This is a genomic window from Acinetobacter sp. WCHAc060033 (assembly GCF_004209125.1).
GTDB classification, from domain to species: Bacteria; Pseudomonadota; Gammaproteobacteria; order Pseudomonadales; family Moraxellaceae; genus Acinetobacter; species Acinetobacter wuhouensis.
The window spans coordinates 60,082-79,066 of sequence record NZ_SGSW01000004.1; the positions used below are offsets into that span (position 1 = coordinate 60,082).

Here is an 18,985-nt window from a genome sequence, read left to right on the forward strand (position 1 = left end):
GTCATCGAAATGGCTGGTTTTTTCAGAATAATCAATCTCGATTAATCCCACTTAATCGGTTTTTCACTCGATCCTGGTGTCATATCGTAAGTCGGGGTAAAACTTGTACCTTGATTGCCATAAGTACCTGCCGAAGGCTGTAACTTCAATCCTGCCAATACTTCTTGACTCAGTCCTTGTGCAACTTTTTCAGCACTATTCTCATCTAAATTGTTATTCAACATATTTTGAAAAGAACTATTGTTCAAAGCGCGATTGAATGTTCCTGAAGCCACAACTTTACTCGTATTCGCTTCGATTACACGCCAAGTTAAACGGATTTGTTCAGCACCTTTATTCAAACCATACATTCGATCTGAATTTGCAGCAGACAAATTATTAATACGCCCAACCAATAAATAGTCTGCACCTACTTTTTGACCAATACGTGCCATTTCTTGTGGCGCACCATCCCATTGTAAGAATGCATTTTCATACATCATTTCTTCTAGATAATGGCGATCAACCAAACTCAATTGACCTGATTGTGCAAGATAATTGCCTAACACATCGGCTAGTTCTACACTAAATTCACCAGCTGAATCTGTTGCTGAGGAACGGTTATTTTTCTCTGCAAATTGGAATGGCAATACTGCGATACGACGCAAATGTTGATCTTGAACCGTAGACTGGAATTGAACTACATGCGCGCGAACTTTAGCACGATAGTTATTTTTTGAGCCCGTTACACTCAATACTTGGAATTTTGTTACCGAACCTGATCCAGTATTATCCACACTAAATACAGGTGAAACTTTACCTGAATATTTCCACTGATTATTGCTCACAGACATTTCAACTGTTTCTTCAATATCAGCACGTGGCGCAACCGTTGCACCATTAACAGACTGTACAGCAATTAAAAGTGCTTCTGAAATAGCTTGATGCTGTGTTGCACCGCTTCCAGTTGCTTCTTTAACCACTTCCTTTAGGGCTGCAAATGCGCTGCTACTGCACACTCCTGCTAAAATTGCGGCAAGTAATATTTTTTTCATCATTCTCATCTTCAAGAAAAAAAGCGACTGCCTCAGACAGTCGCTAAAATGATTTTATAAGCCAAATGCTGAACGTTTTGCTGATTTACGAATTTCTTTTTCACTGGTCCATTCAACGATACCCGTTTGAACGTTTTGTAGTTTTAAAGTGAATTTATAATAAACATCGCTCTTACCACCAACATTTTTCACGATACTTGAAAGGTTACCGTTAAGCATGTATTCAGCACCGATATGACCGCCTGCTTTTACAGAAGTCGCTTGATTCACTAAACCACTATTTTTTTGATAGTTCAATTGATCTGCCATCGCATTGGCAGCAGTCATATCGACAAAACGGAATTTACCTGAATTGATCAATTTATTTTGAATCGTATCAGTGATTGATTCAGTGTCGATATGCTCTTGAGTTTTGTTGCGAATTTTATCTACAAACATCACTGGGCGACGATTTTGTGTCAATTGCACAACCACAGGGAATGACAACATATCTGTCACCATTTTGTCGGCAATCATTTGTAGATCTGTAGAACCAAAATCTTTGTTTAATGTTTCAACAGACTGCGCATCACCATAATTCACCTGAGTGCTTGCACAACCCGTTAATGCAACTACAGTGGCAACCGAAGCCAAAACTAATTTCATATTCATGGATCTATTTCCTTAATTACCTTTTAAATAAACAATGACATCAACAGCCGATGGATTTGGTGCAACAGATTGAACCGTTTTCGTTTCACGACCTGCCAATTGAATTGGTTTCCAGATTGAACTTTCTGGGCTAATTTCCATGTTATTTGCATCGACCCAAACAATTTTGTATAAAAATTCTTTGGTCACAAACCAATCACCCTTAATGCCTAAAGAAACTTTTTTCAAATCCCCTGCATAAGCCATTGAGATACGCTCAGCTGAAACTTTGGTGTTTAACCAAGGACTATTGCTCACGGTTTTAACTGCATATGTACCATCTGCTGCAGTCTTTGTTGACAGTGCATTTGGCGCTGTACAACCCACAACTGTTGCGGAAAGCACACCCAATAAACTGAGCTTTAATAATGTTTTCATTGCATTTTCTCTAATTTAAAAAATTAATAACTGATGGTACTGATACTGGTCGTGATACGCTCATTCACATCATTGACATAAACAAATACAGTTTGATTCGCTGCCACATCCAAACTCACAGGCTCACTGTTAGCACGTTTTCCAAAAATCTGTAGATTGTGCTTTCCTGGTGCGACATCAAAGCGCGCGATTTGGGTATTACTCGGTAAGGTTGACCATGCACGTAAATCTGCACGTTCTGTAGCAATATTCATCAAGTTGCCAGCCAACTGTCCTAGAGAGCCGAGTTGCTGTCCCAATTGTTGTTGAGCTGCATATTTAGTCGTTGCACGCAGAATTTGACTGGTGACCGTTCCCACCATTTTTTCTTTTAAATCTTTTACTGCAAGTGCGCCAATATCATTCAATACAAAGCTGCGTTGTGCTTTATTGCCCAGTTTGATATTTAGACTTTCAGGATTGACATAGGTACTTGGTTCATAAGTTGCAAATGCAATATTCATGATGCCGTTTGGCATCGGTAAAGCCAGTTTGTTTTCAATTTTTTTAGGTACAATTCCTTGTTCGATAAATACAATAACTGGCACAGCACCTTTACCACGAGCTGGACTACGATCTAAACGTTGTACATCTTTGGCTAAGTTTGTATCTGGTTGCAATTCATAAGCTTTTTTATAATCAACCAACGCATCATTGGATTCTCCAACGGCTTCCCAAAGATTGGCAGCCATATAAAATGCATAAGCATTTTGGTAAGTATTTTTGATTTTCCCAGCAATCGTATTTAGTCCTGCGAAAGCTTCATCGACATTTTCTAAAGCGGGATTACTCGGTTCATTCTTACTGGCTTTTGCAGACTTCTTCTCTAACTCTTTTTCATGATCAATTTCAATTTCACGCTGGATACGTTGTGCAATTCGCATTTCAACACTTGCAGCTTCTGAATCTTTTAAAAAGATATAGTTTTTCGCTTGAGAAATATGTGCAAGAACTTGCTCATAAGGGGGTACATCATAAGGTACGATTGAATCGTTACTCAGCATCGAAAGCGCTTTAAAACCAAGGCGAGAAACACTGACTTTGGCACGATTATTTTGCTTTTCTAGTAATTCAAAGGCTTTTTTATAGACTTCTGCACTTTCTTCATACTGATGATTCACTTGCAATAGACGTGCTTTTTCTAAGTTGTACAACACGGCGTCTTTAGAAGATAGATTTTTATCAAATTTGGCTAAAGTCGGTGCTGAGATCTGACTATTCAGATCACTTCTAAAAAGTGCCCCATCTTCTTCATATGTACTAAAAACCCCTGCTTGAACACTCATGGATAAAGCCAATGATAGACAAGCGACCCCAATATTTTTCGTGAATGAAAATTCCATAATATTATGATTATTAATAAAGTATGCGCGAGATATTACAAATCAATAACAATAGTTTCAATATTCATCTTGAATATTAAAATTATATAAAAACTAGATCTTCAACATATACTAAACAAAATTACATCGAATGATCAGTGAATCATATTTTTTAACCGTATTCATTTAATTTAGATTAAATAGCAAGCAAATTATTATTTTTATTCAATGGTTTGTTTGATTGTTTTTTAAACACATTGAGTTTTAATATGGCATATTTTTCACACCTTTGTAAGAATCATCAAACTATTTCTTTGAAGTATGCTATTTATATAGACATGAATATTCTTAAAAAATTAAAAACTTAATTTGAATGGATTAAAGGAGTTGCATATTGAGCAAACAATATCTTTCACATCGTTGTCTAATTGCACCACCTGAAATGGCAGATGATTTTTTTGCCAATACAGTCATTTATATCGCTCGACACGATGAAGAGGGTGCTCAAGGCATTATTATCAACCGACCTTCGGGGATTCAAGTCAAAGAACTTTTAAATGATCTTGAAATAGAAGCAGATAATGTTCATCCACATGAAGTGTTGCAAGGTGGCCCTTTACGTCCTGAAGCAGGCTTTGTGTTACATACAGGTCAACCGACTTGGCATTCGTCGATTGCTGTTGGGGAAAATCTGTGTATCACCACAAGTAAAGATATTTTAGATGCAATTGCCCATAATGAAGGTGTAGGACGCTATCAAATCGCGTTGGGCTATGCCAGTTGGACGAAAAACCAACTTGAAGGTGAAATTTCTCGCGGTGATTGGTTAGTCTGTGATTCTGATATGGATTTGGTATTTAATTTACCTTATACCGACCGTTGGGATGCTGCATATCGTAAAATAGGCATTGATCGTACTTGGTTATCTTCTGAGATTGGACATGCCTGATTTAAATCCACCGCAACAAGCTTCCTCACAAAATACGCCTCCAAAATTAATTATGGCTTTTGATTTTGGTACACAAAAAATGGGAATGGCGGTGGGTTCTTCACTGATTGAAAGTGCTACACCGCTTGCACTTTTCCCGATGAAAGATGGGATTCCAAATTGGGATGAACTTTTAAAAATTGTAAAACAGCATCAACCAAATTTATTTTTAGTCGGTTTACCGCTAAATATGGATGATTCTGAATCTGAATTATCGACCCGTGCGCGTAAATTTGCACGTCGTATTCGTCATCAAACCAATATTGAAACCTTCATGGTCGATGAGCGTCTTACCACCCGTGAAGCACGTGATGAGTTGGAGCATTATCAAGCACAAGGTCGTGGGAAAAAAATATCTGCGGATAGTATTGCTGCCGCTTTATTTATCGAAAGTTGGTATCGTTATCCTGAAGGCTTAACGCCTTAAGCAGAGTATTCAAAATGTCAAAAACCTTTGTAATTTATGGTGTCAGTAAAGGCTTAGGACAAGCTATTCTACAGACAGTCCCTCAAATACAAGATCAGGTTTTTGGAATTTCTCGCTCAAAACCTGCTTGCGATCTTCCTCACTTCCATTGGATTTCTACAGACCTCTCTAAGCCTGAGCAAGCAAGAGATTGTGTTAAAAATCAAATTCAAAAACAAAGTGTTGATTATCTAATTTACAATGTTGGCATTTGGGAAGAAAAAGCTTTTGATGCTGATTATGACTTTGAACAATGTTCTGATTTAGAAATATCCAATCTAATTCATACCAATATACAATCCTGTATTTTGACAATTCAATCCTTACTTGAGAATTTACGTCTTTCCCCAAATGCTAAAATTATATTAATTGGCTCAACATGGGGACTCGATAACCACTCAGGAAAGGAGGTTGTATTTTCAGCGAGTAAATTTGCATTAAGAGGCATTGTACACGCGCTCAGAGATACCCTACGCAAAGACCAGATCGGCATTAGCATCCTAAATCTAGGCTATTTAGCCACTGAGTTTGATATACATACACCTGTCGATGAAGTATTACAACAAAGCGATCATCAATTCATTCCCTTACAAGATGTGATTTTAGCAATCAAATTTATTTTATCGACCAGCAAAGCGAGCTGTGTAAAAGAAATTGATATGCCTGCAATGGCTGACTCAAACCTATAAAAAACCCACCTCACGGTGGGTCAAAAGTTGAATGATCTGAATCAGTTTGAAGCTACTACTTTTTCGGTTTTTCCAAAATATGTACAGTCACGGTACGCCCTGCGACAAATGCTAATGAATCATGTGGAACATCATCTAAAACAATTTTCACAGGGACACGTTGCGCCAAACGAACCCAACTGAATGTAGGATTCACATTCGCCAATAAGCCTGAAGAAGTCGTCCGTTCACGGTCTTCAACACCTGAAGCAATCCCTTGAACATGCCCTTTGTATTTCTCAGAATCACCCATCAACTGAATCGTTGCTGGATCACCTAAATGAATTTTATTGAGTTTAGTTTCTTCAAAATAACCCACGACATACAGTTGTTTACGATCTAATAAAGCAGCTACAGCTTGTCCAACTTTGACATAATTCCCTGCGCGTAAATCAAAATTAGACAACGTCCCATCCGCTGGAGCAACCACCTCAGAACGTTGCATATTGAGCTGTGCCAAATGTACGCTACTGTTGGCAGCTTCTATTAAGGCTTTTTGCTGTTTAATATTGGCTTCGGCTTGTTGCACAGCTGCTTCAAGTTGTTGATGTTCAGCATGTGATTGATCACGTGTTGCAAACATTTGATCTTGCTCTTGTTTAGAGATTGCACCATCCATCAAGTTTGAATAGCGACTGGCATTTTTATCTGCAAGATTAATATTAGCTTTGGATTTGACAATATTCGCTCTGGCTTCTGCAAGCCCAGCTTCCGCTTCCGCCAATCCTGATTGTGCTTTTGCTAAGTCTGACTTGGCTTGTTCAACATCCAAAGTTTGGCGTGCCAAATCAATTTTAAATAAAGTCTGCCCTTTTTTCACAGTTTGGTTATCTTGAACCATCACCTCAGTGACCAACCCCGCAATATCTGAGGACACTTGAATCACATCACCACGTACACGACCATCTCGTGTCCATGGTTCAGCATTGTAATAATTCCAAATATGTAGTCCACAAAAGATCGCGATGATGACCACCACAGCCAAAGAGACTGGGCGTATTACTTTACGCACATCAAACTTATTCATTTCACTTGTCCAATCATTAAACTTTTAAAACAACACAACACCTAGCAACCGATCACAACACTTAAGTGGTGATTTGAATCACCAACCAATGCAAAATCCATAAAATAATCAGATATAAGCTGATATTAAAAATACTAGGCAACGCGATTAAATCTTTCTCAATCAAACGGTCTGTACCGATACAAACAAATTTCCAAATCACAAAAGCGATCACGGCTTGTATCAAAAATATCGGAACATAAATGCCATAAATGTTTAACTCACCCATATTTATGCTCCAATTAAAGTTGTTGTCGTTTGTAGTTCTGTGGCTTGAGTATCTACAACAGGAAGATGACAAATGCTATTGCGAATGTTATTGACTGAAATTTCAATACGATGGCGAATATCCTCATCCCCCACAGCTTGCGCATCTGCAACAACTTGAGAAAACTGTTGAATCAATTGATGTTGCAAAGCATCATCAACTTGATAGCTTTCACGCTCACTAAACCACTGACTCAGTAGACTTTGTAATTTGGCAATAGACAGCGCAGTAATAGAATCCGCAGGCAGTTTTTTCATCAGCTCTTGTAAACGGGTTAAATCAATCGCAGCACTAGATTCAATCAATGCCTTATTAATTTCCACTTTGAGATGTTCTGACTGAATCATCTTGGTATTCAGCACACCAATACGATCCAGAATACTGCGCAAATGTATTCTAAAACCTGTGCCATAAGGCATAAGAATGGCTTCACGCATCGCTTTATAATGTAGAGCGAGCATCCGTTGCACAGTCATTTCTGGTGACATTGCACGCACCATTTGTACCATGCACACCGCAATCACAGGACCAATCACCGTACCAATAGATGCATCAAAGAATGTCACTTGATCCATGGCATAGCGATTTTGAAGATTTAAACCCATGATCGTGCTCATAATCAAAGGCAAGCCCAAACCATGTAAAGGTGGATGTAGGTACAACATCACACAGAACATGATGAATGGCGCCAAAACCAGTGCTAATTGCCAAAATGCTGTGATATGTGGAAAAATCCCATACGCATAAATAAAGACAAAAAATGCAGCGTAAATACTGGCGCGAATAAACATTTTTAATGCAGGCACTGGATCATCTAAAAAGGTCAAAATACATGCACTGATCGCTGCCATTTCAGCCATCATAAAACCCATTTTCCAACCACTCAGTATCCAAAATGAGCACGCTATAAGTGTGGTAAGAAATGCAGATAAACCACCACGTACTGCGACACCATAATCACGATGTAAACTTGGATAGGCTGTGGTCAACGGTGCAATCGATTCAGGTAATGTGCTATCGCCTTTTTGGATTCGTTGCCAAATTAACTGTACGGCACGAACATTTTGAATAAAATGGCGAATATCCATTTTCAGACTGCCTAGAATGACCTGCTGTTCAGATGTTGCATGTAGCGCAATATTTTGAAAATCTGAATCAAAGTTCTCTGGTAAATGCTTTAACTCATGATCTTCTAAGTTTTTTTGCTGATCTAAAAACTGATCGATGCATTGATGGAATTCACGGAGATATGGACGATAATTTAAATCAATTTGATCAAGCTGTTTCATGCGTTCAGACATTGCAACCAGATTGGCAACCAACATCGTCATTTGATGTAATAACTCTTGTAGTGGTTTGGTCATGCCTTTAAATTTTGATTTTTCATAACTCAAATGCTCTGCCATGGTATGAATATCCGAAGTATCTCGTGTGATATTGGCTAAGAGTTGCGTGTAATTATCCAAATGTTTAGGGTCAGATAAAATTGAGTCAAACGCTTGTTTGGTATCTGCTAAAGTTTTCGACACTCGCATTTGCACCACAGGTCCAATATGCATCGGAAAGATCGTTGCAGACACTACAGAACCACAGACCACGCCCAGAGAAATTTCTAAAAAGCGCCCAACTGCCATATCAAAAATAGAAACTGTCTCAATGTAATAAATTGAGTTAAAACAAATAATAACTGCCGTGTATCCTGCCAACATCACCACATAACTTCGAGGTGAACGATCTATGAGTGACAGGTAGAGACAAATCCCCACCCAAGTTGCCAGTACAAAAACGAATAGCCATGGTGTATTGATCAAATGTGATGTGACGGCGAGTGCAAAAATCGCCCCAAATAATGTACCTAAAAGACGATAGATACTTTTTGAAGCCAACATACCTGAATAAGGGTTTGCTGTGACAAATACGGTACCAATCGCCCAAATCGGATAACTGAGGTTCAATTCAAAGGCTATATAAAGAGCCAACATCCCCGCAATAAAAGTTTTGCTCGCAAAAATCCAATCCAATTTATTGGGTCTAAAAGCCAATAGTGGTTTGATCAGTAACATTTTGCGCTCGCTATAACTTAAATTTTATTTGGCTTCTCCATTGCAATTTTTAACGGCTGTCCTTCGACTTAAAATCTCTGAAAGATACAGCGTCATTATTACAATTTTAGTTGCATACATCACATTTTGGTTTTTTAGAGCGACCAAAAAACTGCACCATCTAAATCAATAAACAGTGAAGTTTGTAAAAAATTTAAATATGTGAATAAGCGAACAATAATATGAACATTCAATAGACTTCTTATTGAATGTTTTTGTTCAAATACAACGTTTGAGTAGAGAATGACTCAATTTATGCTGAAATTCTAAGCTTTTCTCAAAGTTTAACTTTCATCATTGGATATTCATATTGCTAATTTTTTCAAAAAACCACCTAAAAGTCAATATCAATATCTTATTTTGATAATTTAATATAATATATTTCAAATAAGCATCACCCTATGGTGTAATTTTCTCAAAAACCACACCAAATTGAAAAATGTAGAATCATTTGCATTTACAATGCAAATTTGGCTGTTTTTTTCCGGACAATTTGTTATAACGTAACATTAATTTTTTATTTTTTGATTCTCACTAATTGAGTAGGTCATCAATGGCACTTTCAAGTTTTGGCAAAATTCTCACCGTATTGGATTTATTTTCGGTGTCTCGCCCTGTAATTAATGTTGATGTGATTTGTGAAGAACTTGGCTTATCAAAACCAACCAGCTATCGCTATCTGAAAGAATTAGTTTCAGCCGATATTTTGCAACGCTTAAATGGCACTTCAGGTGATTACACACTTGGACCTAAAATTGCAGTTATGGATTATATTTCCAGAACAACTGATCCTTTGGTTCAAATCAGTAAGCCTTTTATGCAGGAAATTTCAAACCGCACAGAGTTATGCTGTTTGCTGACCCATTTGAATGATGACTATTGTATCGACATACATCATGAAGTGTACCGTGATGAAACCCTACTCTCGTATGGTCGTGGCTGCCCTCGCCCTGTGTTTATGGGTTCTTCACCTAAAGTCATCATGGCACATCTGCCAAAGCAGAAAATTCATGAATATTACACTCAATTTGCAACACAATTGGCAGAAGCTGGCTTTGCTGAAAACGAAGAAACCTTTGTCAATAAAATGAAGAAAATCAAGAAACAAGGTTACTATTTTTCACAAGGAGAATTAGATCCTAATGTTTCTGGGCTTTCTATTCCAATCAAATTTTCAAGTAAAGAAGCACCGATGGCATTGACCGTACTTGCTTCAAAAAACCGTTTTGAATTTTTAAACCTCCAAAAGCTGATCGAAACACTTCAAGATTCAGCATCACAGATTGAAAAACGTTATCAAGCCTTATCTGCAAATGACCAACTGACTGAACTGCAACCTTAAACACATTGATAATTTAATATTTTGTAATATTTTTACCACTTGATTAAGTTCAAATATTCTCATAATATGATTATGTTCTTCAGTATTCCATGATATAAGCATTGTTTTTACGAAAACAATGTTTCCTCAGAGTAAGAAAGCCTATGCCACCATTTGCATGGGCTTTTTTATCTCCAATACTTTTACAATTGAATGTACTTTTCAGCCATAAAAATAATGCTTAAGGTAATTGGCGAAGCATACTGATTTATGAATAATCAAAAAACACTGTAAAAATTGAACAACAAAAAGTTGAGATGGAATTAGAGAAAATTATGAATATCCTCATTGTACACGCACATCCTGAACCGCAATCATTTACCACAGCGCTAAAAGATCATGCAATTCAAGTCTTAAAAGACTTAGGTCACCACGTTGAAGTATCTGATCTTTATGAAATGGATTTTAATCCTGTGGCATCCAAAGCAGACTTTCATAGTCGTGGCAATCCTGAATATTTAAACTATGCTTTAGAACAACGTCATGCATCAAAAGAACAAACTCTGTCAGCAGATATTCAAGCAGAAGTCGAAAAAGTCCAACGTGCTGATTTGGTGATTCTCAATTTTCCAATGTATTGGACATCTATGCCTGCAATGTTAAAAGGCTGGATTGATCGCGTCTTTGTTTCAGGCATTTTCTATGGTGGCAAACGTTTTTATAATCATGGTGGGATGGTCGGTAAAAAAGCCATGCTCAGTTTTACCCTCGGTGGACGTGAACACATGTTTGGAGATCATGCGATTCATGGTTCGATTAAAGACCTGCTTTTACCCATTCAACGTGGAACTTTAGCGTATGCTGGCTTTGAAGTACTTCCACCTTTTGTTGCCTATCATGTCCCTTATATTTCAAATGACGCTCGAACCTGAGCAAATTAAAGCATTGCTTTAACAAAGCGCAAGACGCAGTGGTTAGTCCTAATATATGAACAAAACCTATAAGACTCCGTCACAATGAATCTTATGAAAATTGCTAACTCTCTATTTCGATGTATTTGAATAAAAATAACGAAAAGTTAAATTCACACGAGGCTCAAAAATTCGTGTGGATTTCGCCAACATATGCTTCCAATAACGCTGCGTCTGCCCTTGCATCACAATCAACTGACCACTTTGCAATAACAAATCGACTTTTTCAGCTTTCCATTTATGCTTAAAACTAAACTTTCGAGTTGCACCCAAACTCAAAGAAGTAATCACCACCTCATGCTCAGGTGAAACCAATGATGGTTCATCATCACTATGCTAACCGACACCTTGCGTGCCATTTTCATACAAATTTGCCAAACAAGAATTATAAGAATGCCCTGTCAACCTTTCGATATGCTGTTTTAATCTGAATAATGCAGGATTCCACACATGTGCCTGTTTCGCCATTCCTGAATAATGATATTGATAATTCTCATCACCGTATCAAACCACTTTTCGTTCAGTTTGAAAATATTGACCATGCAAATAGACTTCATCCTGTTGCCAAGCCAAATGCTGAAGAAAATAGTTTAAATACTTTTGGCTTTGCCCATCATCTAAAATTAAGCCATAGTCTTTCACGACCCCATCACTGGGTAGCAAATTATCATTTTGCTGTGGCTCAAAAAGTTCCAGATTCATGGCTTCAAATACCAATCACAATGATTTTAATCGGACACCTAACATGATGGATTTCGCGCATTGAAACAATGATGAATCTAAATATATTCGCAACAAAATGAAAAAATCTATGTACATTCCCATTTGTGACAATTCAAAACAATTCACAGACTTGTGACAAAAAAAATTCAGCCGTAGACTGCAATTAAGCTTCCCAATAAAAACAACTGTCTATGAATTTATGGCAACTCTTTCAAAAATTACGTCCATTTGTACGACCATACCGATGGCTCGTCATCATCACACTCGTATTGACTTTAATCGGTTCTCTCACCGCGCAGGTCAATGCGCTGACACTGAAATATGCCGTAGACAGTATCAATGAATTGCTCCAAACAGGACAAGGTTTAACGCAAGGTTGGCATATTCTCATCACCATTACAGCCGTATTATTGGGTAAAGAAATCATCAATGCCATTGTACAGTTTGGACAAAAATCCTTTGGTGAACGACTCAGAATTTTAATTTCACAAGATTTATCACAAGGCATTATTGAAAAATTTATTACTTATCGTTTAGCTTTTTTTGATCAACAAAACAACCAAGCAGGTAAATTACAAACCCGTATTGATCGTGGTGTGAGTTCTTTGACACGATTGGTGCAAATCTTTTTTATTGATATTTTACCGTTATTTACCAGTGCAATTATTGCGCTTGGGTTAATGTACTATGCCAATTTTTGGGTCGGTTTGGTCGCCACAATTATTGTTCCAATCTACTTCTGGCTGACCTATAAGCAATCACAAAAACTCTCAGGTAAACGTCGTGCTCTGCGCGATAATTTTGAAAAAAAGAATCAAGGAATTCTGAGTATTATCAACTCGATTACGGTGATTAAATCATTTAACAAAGAAGCTGTAGAATCAACCAAACAACTGAATTTACAAAAGTCTCTGACTGAAAATCAGATGCAGACACGTAAAACCAGTTACATCTTTGATGGTTTAAAAACCTTTATTGAGCAAGTGGGTGTTGTCCTGATCATCATTCTCACCGCTTATTTTGTCCTTGCTGGTAAAATGAGTATCGGGATGATCATGTATCATGTGTTGTTATTTAATAACGTGTCTGCGCCAATTCGCTCGCTACATCGAATTTATGATGAAATTAACTCAGCGATGATCTATTCAGAAAGCTTCTTTAATATTTTAGAAGCCGATAATGAAATAGAAAAAAGTGGTTCAAACAAGCCTGCCTTACATGGCAAATTTGAACTGGAAAATGTTAATTTTACCTATCCAAATGGTCATCAAGCTCTACATGGCATCAATATGACCATTCAACCGAATAAAATCACAGCATTGGTTGGGCTGTCTGGTGCAGGAAAATCAACGCTGATCAGTTTACTCGATAAGTTCTATTCACCAAACTCGGGTTACATCAAGCTTGATGGCATTGATCTCGAACAAATTGATACGCATTATTTACGTGAAAATATTGGCTTAGTGCTACAGAAAAATCATATTTTCCAAGGTTCTATTTTAGAAAATATTCGTTATGGTAAAACTGATGCCAGTAACGAAGAAGTGATTCAAGCTGCAAAAAAAGCATCTATTCATGAGCAAATTTTAAAGCTTCCACATGCTTATGAAGCCGATGCACTTTTATTATCGGGCGGACAACAACAACGCATTGCGCTCGCACGTATGTTCTTGAAGAATCCTCCGATTATCTTTTTAGATGAGCCAACTGCAAGTTTAGACGCGATTGCGACGGAACAAATCAAACAGAGTTTGGATGAGATCAAACAAGGGCGTACCGTGATTATGATTTCACATAGTTTGTCGCAAATTATTGATGCGGATTATACCTATGTAATGAAAGATGGACACATTGTAGAACATGGCGAACATCATCAACTTTATCATCAAGAAGGAACGTATAAAGAGATTTTTGATGCGATGGCGAAGAGCTTAAATATTGAAAAAATTGCCAAAACTTTTGAAGATGATGCAGAGGAAGAAACACATAGCTGATTGTTTACGTATCTATTATTTTAGACCTCTTGCGTAAGTCAGAAATGCTCAGATTTTAGAGTCACAACATATCCAAAACAATATTGGGAGTCCCTTCTCCCTTTGGGATGAGGAGGTAACCTCCCAAGAGGATGAGGGCTTTTAAATAAAAACCTCTCCCTCTTACAAAACAATGTTTTTCATCCTGAAAGAAGAGGGAACATTCAATATTAATTCAGATCTTGTCAAAATTAACTTTCACAAGGACTCTATTAGAAATAAAAAAGCCATTCTATTGTCAGAATGGCTTTTCATTTGAAATTTATAAATGACCTTGTTATTTCCACTTTACCGCTTGGACTTCAACTTTCTTTTGTGTAGGTGCGTCACTGGTTGAACAACCGCAACCACCGCCACAGCCTGCAACCATGGCAGGTTGAATCCATTTTGCTAACCCATTCCAACCTTTTGATCGGCAAAATTGAGCAAGCTTAGAAAACACCGAATACGCTGACTTGGGAAATACTTTCTTAAATACGAAGATTGCACTCCAAATCACCAATGCTGTAATAATCAATAATTCAACCATTTCAAACTCCTCGCTGATTGTCCAAGACTTTGAACGCGATACGATAAAATCTAAGCGCCAAAGTAATGTGATGCAATTTGATAAGTAAAGAACGCCATCAAATAAGCCAAGCCAAATAGATAAGCTGTCATACCTGCCACTGTTTTCCATGAACCTGTTTCACGTTTCACTGTTGCAAGAGTCGCCAAACAATGCGGTGCATAGATAAACCAAACCAATAATGATAAACCTGTCGCCAATGACCAACTCAAATCACCTTGGCTGATCAATTGTGATAAACCTTGTGTCACTGCATCTTCATCTGTTGCAGACAACGCATAGACCACACCCAATGATGCCACTAAGACTTCACGTGCTGCCATTGCAGGAATCAATGCAATACAAATCTGCCAGTTAAAGCCAAGTGGTGCAAAAATTGGTTGCATCAAATGTCCTAACATCCCTGCAAATGAATAGTCGATTGCAGGTAAAGTTCCACCTTCAGGTGGTTGTGGGAAAGTACACAAGAACCAGAGCAAAATAGATAAAGCGAAGATGATGCCACCCACACGCTTTAAGAAGATCTTGGCACGGTCAAGCAAACCAATCCACACGCTTTTCACATCAGGAATACGATAGCTTGGAAGCTCCATTAACAACGCATGTTCAGACTTATCCTTTTGGAAGAACTTCAACACGGTTGCCACGATCAAGGCACTCACGATCCCTGACATATAAAGTGCGAAAAGTACCAAGCCTTGTAAATTGAAAATCCCCCAAACCGTTTGTGACGGAATAAAGGCCGCAATTAACAATGCATACACAGGTAAACGCGCTGAACACGTCATCAAAGGTGCAACAAAAATCGTGGTTAAACGATCTCGTGGATCACTAATACTACGTGTCGCCATAATCCCCGGTACGGCGCAAGCAAAACTTGAAAGCAAAGGAATAAATGAACGACCACTTAAGCCTGCTTTAAACATCAGCTTATCTAAGAGGAATGCTGCACGAGGTAGATAACCTGATTCTTCTAAAACGAGAATGAAGAAGAATAAGATCAAAATCTGTGGCAAGAACACCACAACACCACCCGCCCCTGCAATCACACCGTCAACAACAAGACTATTCAGTAAGGGTGCAGAAATAAATTGACCGACAAACTCACCTAACCAAGCAAATCCATCTTCAATCAAAGTCATGATCGGTTCTGCCCAAGCAAACACCGCTTGGAATACCACAAACATCATCAATGCTAAACTTGCTAAGCCTAATACAGGATGCAAGAAAATTTTATCAAGAAAATCCGTACGCTTATCTTCATGATCAACAAAAATCACCACATCTCTTAGGATTTGATCGACTTTGTCATGATTTGAACCCGTCAAGATCACATCACTCAGTGCCACATCAGGTGTACGGAATTTTTCTTGATCCAAAGCTGCCATGAGGTTTTCAATACCCGCATTACGCACGGCAACTGTTTCAACCACTGGGATGCCTAAACGTTGTGACAGTTTTTCAGTATTGATTTGCATGCCACGACGACGTGCTTCATCCATCATGTTGAGTACAAGTAGAATCGGCTTGCCTTGTTCAATCACTTCAAGAACTAAACCCAAGTGCAATTTTAAGTTGGTTGCATCAACCACACACAGAAAAGCATCTTGTTCTTGCTCATCTGCAATTTTACCTAAAATCACATCACGGGTAATTTCTTCATCAGGACTGGTCGCATTTAAACTATACGTTCCTGGCAAATCGAGTACACGTACAGCACGTGAAGAAGGTAAAGTAAATGCACCCACTTTTCGTTCAACCGTCACACCTGCATAGTTAGCAACTTTTTGACGTGTTCCTGTTAAATGGTTGAAAAGTGAAGTTTTACCGCAGTTCGGATTCCCGACCAAAGCGACTCTTAATGTTTCGCTCATACAGCCGCTCCTTGCACAACTTCTTGAATTTCAATACGTGCTGCTTCAACCTTACGTAAAGCAAAACGAGTAAAACCGATTTGAATTAAAATAGGATCTCCACCGAAAATACCTTTCGTGATCACTTGTACTTGCGTGCCAGGCACAAAACCTAGTGTTTCCAAACGACTCGCCACTAAATCTGGCTGATTGACATTATCAGAAACGGTACGATTGACCTTGCTGATAATGGCAGTTTGCTTTACTTTTAAGTCTGACAAACGCACTGCGATTAACCCTGAAATTAATACGATATTCAGTTTATTATACATACAAATGAGAATAATTACCAAATAAGGTTTGATTCCAATTCTCATTTCCAAACAGCGTTCGACTTATCTTTTTTTTTAGTCTACATTTCCACAATAAATCTCTAATTCTCTTGACCAAAGCTATGCTCAATAAGAAACCACGTACCCCCACTGCGGTAACCATTCCTGAAAATTTAAGCTTTTTACAGGGATTTCGTGACTACTTAATTGCGCAAACGGTCAGTCCGCATACAAGAAATGCCTATTTATCCGACTTAATTCAATGTAGTGAATGTGTAACAGCCTACCTGCCCGATTGGACGCATGACGATATTTCAGACGTTTTGATTGAATTGACTAAACAAGGTAAAAGCCCGCGTTCGATTGCTCGTTCATTGTCCGCACTTAGAGCTTTTTTTAAATTTTTACGTGAACAAAAAATCCGTTTGGACAATCCTGTTGCAGCCCATAAAACGCCAAAACTTGGACGTGCATTGCCTAAAGATTTATCTGAACAAGATGTAGAAGCACTAATCCAAGCGCCCGATGTCAGCACCGCGCTCGGTTTACGTGACCGAGCTATGTTTGAAGTACTTTATGCATGTGGCTTACGTGTTTCTGAATTGTTAAATCTCAGACTGGATTTGATTAACCTCAAACAAGGTTATTTAAGAATCACAGGGAAAGGCAATAAAGAGCGACTGGTTCCTTTAGGTGAGGTTGCGTGTGAATGGGTTGAAAAATATTTAGTAGAATCTCGTCCACAGCTCTATAAATCAGTGACTGATTATCTTTTCCTTACTCAGCATGGTGGCATCATGAGTCGGCAAAATTTTTGGTATGCGATTAAGCGCTATGCGCTACAGGCAGGGATTCAAGCAGAACTTTCACCACATACCATGCGCCACGCCTTTGCCACTCATTTATTAAACCATGGTGCAGATTTACGTGTGGTGCAGATGTTATTGGGACATAGTGATCTATCAACAACACAGATTTACACCCATGTCGCTCAAGTTCGTATGCAACAACTACATGAAAAATATCATCCAAGGGCTTAGTATTTTATAAAATATGAAAATAGGGTTGTATATCGTCAATTTACATCCCTTAATCAAGTTTTAACGTACAACAATAAAAATTTTGCTATGCTATTTTCCTCAAAACGGGTTTGTTAAAACCACGTAAAAAAACACAAAGAGTTATTTTATGCTATTAAATCGTTCAAAATTGATGCTCGCTTGCCTCATTGCAGGCTCTATCTCCGTGAGTGCTTGCTCAAAAAACCAAGACTCTAAAAAAGATGACACCTTGACTGCAACTGCGCCTGCCACTGGTGAAGCTTCAAATTTAACTGATCGTGATACCAAGCAAAAACTCATTCAAACCTTACAAGCCAATTTTCAGAAAGCGGGTGTTAAAGCCAAGATTTTAGATGCAAAGCCTACTGAGATGCCAAATCTGTATTGGATCAGCATGGAAGGTATGTCATCAGTTTATGCAACGGCTGATGGGAAATTCTTAATCCAAGGTGATGTCATCCGTTTAGGCGGTAAAGAACTCAGTAGCATTGGTGATTCACTACAAGCTGCTGAAAATAAAAAGCATTTATCACAATTAAAAACTGAAGATTTATTGATCTACCCCGCTAAAGGCAAAACCAAACACGTGATCTACGTCTTTACTGATGCAAGTTGTCCATATTGTCATAAATTACATGAACATATTCCTGAGATTAATGCCAAAGGCATCGAAGTTCGTTATATTGCATGGCCACGTGGTGAACAATTTATGCCTGCGATGGAAAGTGTTTGGTGTAGCCCAAATCGTCAAACCGCATTTGATCAGGCGATTACAGGCGCGCAACTTCCACCTGCAACATGTCAAAATCCTGTGCGTGCCCAGTATGAACTTGGCTTGAAAATGGGCGTGAATGGTACACCTGCAATTTACAATGCAGAGGGTGAACATATTGGTGCATATATGACTGCAGATGAAATTGAAAGCCGTTTAAATAAATAATTTTTATCAGTAAATTTACAATAATTTATATATAAATAATTATTGTTTTCTGCTGAACATAAAGATGCGTCAGGCTCTAGAGTCTGGCGCATTTTTTAGCTA

Annotated in this window: 17 protein-coding genes and 2 pseudogenes; 8 read left to right on the top strand and 11 right to left on the bottom strand. The window is 38.2% G+C overall.

The window, feature by feature from the left end; genetic code table 11:
- Positions 1–41: 41 nt before the first annotated feature.
- Genes EXE10_RS02585 through EXE10_RS02600 form a run of 4 tightly spaced genes read right to left on the bottom strand, consistent with a single transcriptional unit; the run spans position 42 to position 3,427 of the window.
- Entirely contained in the window at positions 42–1,037 is a 996-nt protein-coding gene (locus tag EXE10_RS02585) for a CsgG/HfaB family protein (RefSeq protein ID WP_228256769.1), read from the bottom strand.
- A 51-nt stretch (positions 1,038–1,088) separates the two neighbouring features.
- Positions 1,089–1,685, bottom strand: a complete 597-nt coding sequence (gene lpoB, locus EXE10_RS02590; RefSeq protein ID WP_068973852.1) for a penicillin-binding protein activator LpoB — start codon at positions 1,683–1,685, stop codon at positions 1,089–1,091.
- 12 nt (positions 1,686–1,697) lie between these two features.
- A complete protein-coding gene (locus tag EXE10_RS02595) occupies positions 1,698–2,102 on the bottom strand; it encodes a DUF1425 domain-containing protein (RefSeq protein WP_087552274.1) in 405 nt (134 codons plus the stop codon).
- Positions 2,103–2,125: 23 nt separating this feature from the next.
- Positions 2,126–3,427, bottom strand: coding sequence for a COG3014 family protein (locus EXE10_RS02600; RefSeq protein ID WP_228255409.1), 1,302 nt, complete (start codon positions 3,425–3,427; stop codon positions 2,126–2,128).
- A gap of 430 nt (positions 3,428–3,857) precedes the next feature.
- Between EXE10_RS02600 and EXE10_RS02605 the strand changes: the two genes are divergently transcribed.
- Genes EXE10_RS02605 through EXE10_RS02615 form a run of 3 tightly spaced genes read left to right on the top strand, consistent with a single transcriptional unit; the run spans position 3,858 to position 5,606 of the window.
- A complete protein-coding gene (locus tag EXE10_RS02605) occupies positions 3,858–4,412 on the top strand; it encodes a YqgE/AlgH family protein (protein ID WP_068973855.1) in 555 nt (184 codons plus the stop codon).
- A complete protein-coding gene (ruvX, locus tag EXE10_RS02610; protein WP_087552272.1) occupies positions 4,405–4,878 on the top strand; it encodes a Holliday junction resolvase RuvX in 474 nt (157 codons plus the stop codon). The genes EXE10_RS02605 and ruvX overlap by 8 nt, the downstream gene beginning before the upstream one ends.
- Before the next feature lie 14 nt (positions 4,879–4,892).
- On the top strand, positions 4,893–5,606 hold the full coding sequence (locus EXE10_RS02615; RefSeq protein WP_087552271.1) for an SDR family NAD(P)-dependent oxidoreductase: 714 nt from the start codon (positions 4,893–4,895) through the stop codon (positions 5,604–5,606).
- A 55-nt stretch (positions 5,607–5,661) separates the two neighbouring features.
- On the opposite strand, the gene EXE10_RS02620 is transcribed toward EXE10_RS02615, so the two are convergent.
- From EXE10_RS02620 to EXE10_RS02630, 3 genes are all read right to left on the bottom strand, one after another.
- On the bottom strand, positions 5,662–6,672 hold the full coding sequence (locus tag EXE10_RS02620; RefSeq protein ID WP_087552270.1) for an HlyD family secretion protein: 1,011 nt from the start codon (positions 6,670–6,672) through the stop codon (positions 5,662–5,664).
- A gap of 61 nt (positions 6,673–6,733) precedes the next feature.
- The gene (locus EXE10_RS02625) at positions 6,734–6,940 is read right to left on the bottom strand and encodes a DUF1656 domain-containing protein (RefSeq protein ID WP_130112258.1); all 207 of its coding nucleotides are present in this window, start codon (positions 6,938–6,940) and stop codon (positions 6,734–6,736) included.
- A 2-nt stretch (positions 6,941–6,942) separates the two neighbouring features.
- Positions 6,943–9,042: an FUSC family protein gene (locus EXE10_RS02630; RefSeq protein WP_087552268.1), complete on the bottom strand. Its 2,100-nt coding sequence runs from the start codon at positions 9,040–9,042 to the stop codon at positions 6,943–6,945.
- Between the two features lie 592 nt (positions 9,043–9,634).
- Here EXE10_RS02630 and EXE10_RS02635 point away from each other — a divergent pair.
- Complete coding sequence (locus EXE10_RS02635; RefSeq protein WP_068973861.1) at positions 9,635–10,423, top strand: IclR family transcriptional regulator; 789 nt, start codon at positions 9,635–9,637, stop codon at positions 10,421–10,423.
- 314 nt (positions 10,424–10,737) lie between these two features.
- Positions 10,738–11,328: pseudogene (locus tag EXE10_RS02640) on the top strand (NAD(P)H-dependent oxidoreductase); the annotation flags it as partial.
- Between the two features lie 117 nt (positions 11,329–11,445).
- On the opposite strand, the pseudogene EXE10_RS02645 reads toward EXE10_RS02640, so the two are convergent.
- Positions 11,446–12,075, bottom strand: a pseudogene (locus EXE10_RS02645) (alpha-ketoglutarate-dependent dioxygenase AlkB family protein).
- Between the two features lie 212 nt (positions 12,076–12,287).
- Between EXE10_RS02645 and EXE10_RS02650 the strand changes: the two are divergent.
- On the top strand, positions 12,288–14,090 hold the full coding sequence (locus EXE10_RS02650) for an ABC transporter ATP-binding protein (protein ID WP_130112260.1): 1,803 nt from the start codon (positions 12,288–12,290) through the stop codon (positions 14,088–14,090).
- Between the two features lie 316 nt (positions 14,091–14,406).
- On the opposite strand, the gene EXE10_RS02655 is transcribed toward EXE10_RS02650, so the two are convergent.
- From EXE10_RS02655 to EXE10_RS02665, 3 genes are read right to left on the bottom strand one after another with little or no spacing between them, the layout of a single operon-like run.
- Entirely contained in the window at positions 14,407–14,658 is a 252-nt protein-coding gene (locus tag EXE10_RS02655; protein WP_068973866.1) for a DUF6587 family protein, read from the bottom strand.
- A 50-nt stretch (positions 14,659–14,708) separates the two neighbouring features.
- Positions 14,709–16,571, bottom strand: a complete 1,863-nt coding sequence (gene feoB, locus EXE10_RS02660; RefSeq protein WP_130112261.1) for a ferrous iron transporter B — start codon at positions 16,569–16,571, stop codon at positions 14,709–14,711.
- Positions 16,568–16,837: a FeoA family protein gene (locus tag EXE10_RS02665; protein WP_162994989.1), complete on the bottom strand. Its 270-nt coding sequence runs from the start codon at positions 16,835–16,837 to the stop codon at positions 16,568–16,570. Before EXE10_RS02665 ends, feoB begins: the two co-directional genes overlap by 4 nt.
- 167 nt (positions 16,838–17,004) lie before the next feature.
- Here EXE10_RS02665 and xerD point away from each other — a divergent pair, with 167 nt between their 5' ends.
- Positions 17,005–17,922 carry a site-specific tyrosine recombinase XerD gene (gene xerD / locus EXE10_RS02670; protein WP_130112262.1) on the top strand — a complete coding sequence of 306 codons (918 nt, stop codon included), beginning with the start codon at positions 17,005–17,007 and terminating at the stop codon, positions 17,920–17,922.
- Positions 17,923–18,070: 148 nt separating this feature from the next.
- The gene (locus EXE10_RS02675) at positions 18,071–18,883 is read left to right on the top strand and encodes a DsbC family protein (RefSeq protein WP_130112263.1); all 813 of its coding nucleotides are present in this window, start codon (positions 18,071–18,073) and stop codon (positions 18,881–18,883) included.
- Positions 18,884–18,985 lie beyond the last annotated feature (102 nt).

Excerpts from the sequence above, each read along its gene's own strand:
- EXE10_RS02615 (WP_087552271.1), top strand. The coding sequence starts at position 4,893 with ATGTCAAAAACCTTTGTAATTTATGGTGTCAGTAAAGGCTTAGGACAA.
- lpoB (WP_068973852.1), bottom strand. The coding sequence starts at position 1,685 with ATGAATATGAAATTAGTTTTGGCTTCGGTTGCCACTGTAGTTGCATTA.
- xerD (WP_130112262.1), top strand. The coding sequence starts at position 17,005 with ATGCTCAATAAGAAACCACGTACCCCCACTGCGGTAACCATTCCTGAA.
- EXE10_RS02600 (WP_228255409.1), bottom strand. The coding sequence starts at position 3,427 with ATGAGTGTTCAAGCAGGGGTTTTTAGTACATATGAAGAAGATGGGGCA.
- feoB (WP_130112261.1), bottom strand. The coding sequence starts at position 16,571 with ATGAGCGAAACATTAAGAGTCGCTTTGGTCGGGAATCCGAACTGCGGT.
- EXE10_RS02620 (WP_087552270.1), bottom strand. The coding sequence starts at position 6,672 with ATGAATAAGTTTGATGTGCGTAAAGTAATACGCCCAGTCTCTTTGGCT.
- EXE10_RS02585 (WP_228256769.1), bottom strand. The coding sequence starts at position 1,037 with ATGATGAAAAAAATATTACTTGCCGCAATTTTAGCAGGAGTGTGCAGT.
- EXE10_RS02635 (WP_068973861.1), top strand. The coding sequence starts at position 9,635 with ATGGCACTTTCAAGTTTTGGCAAAATTCTCACCGTATTGGATTTATTT.
- EXE10_RS02650 (WP_130112260.1), top strand. The coding sequence starts at position 12,288 with ATGAATTTATGGCAACTCTTTCAAAAATTACGTCCATTTGTACGACCA.
- EXE10_RS02630 (WP_087552268.1), bottom strand. The coding sequence starts at position 9,042 with ATGTTACTGATCAAACCACTATTGGCTTTTAGACCCAATAAATTGGAT.
- EXE10_RS02655 (WP_068973866.1), bottom strand. The coding sequence starts at position 14,658 with ATGGTTGAATTATTGATTATTACAGCATTGGTGATTTGGAGTGCAATC.
- EXE10_RS02625 (WP_130112258.1), bottom strand. The coding sequence starts at position 6,940 with ATGGGTGAGTTAAACATTTATGGCATTTATGTTCCGATATTTTTGATA.
- ruvX (WP_087552272.1), top strand. The coding sequence starts at position 4,405 with ATGCCTGATTTAAATCCACCGCAACAAGCTTCCTCACAAAATACGCCT.
- EXE10_RS02595 (WP_087552274.1), bottom strand. The coding sequence starts at position 2,102 with ATGAAAACATTATTAAAGCTCAGTTTATTGGGTGTGCTTTCCGCAACA.
- EXE10_RS02675 (WP_130112263.1), top strand. The coding sequence starts at position 18,071 with ATGCTATTAAATCGTTCAAAATTGATGCTCGCTTGCCTCATTGCAGGC.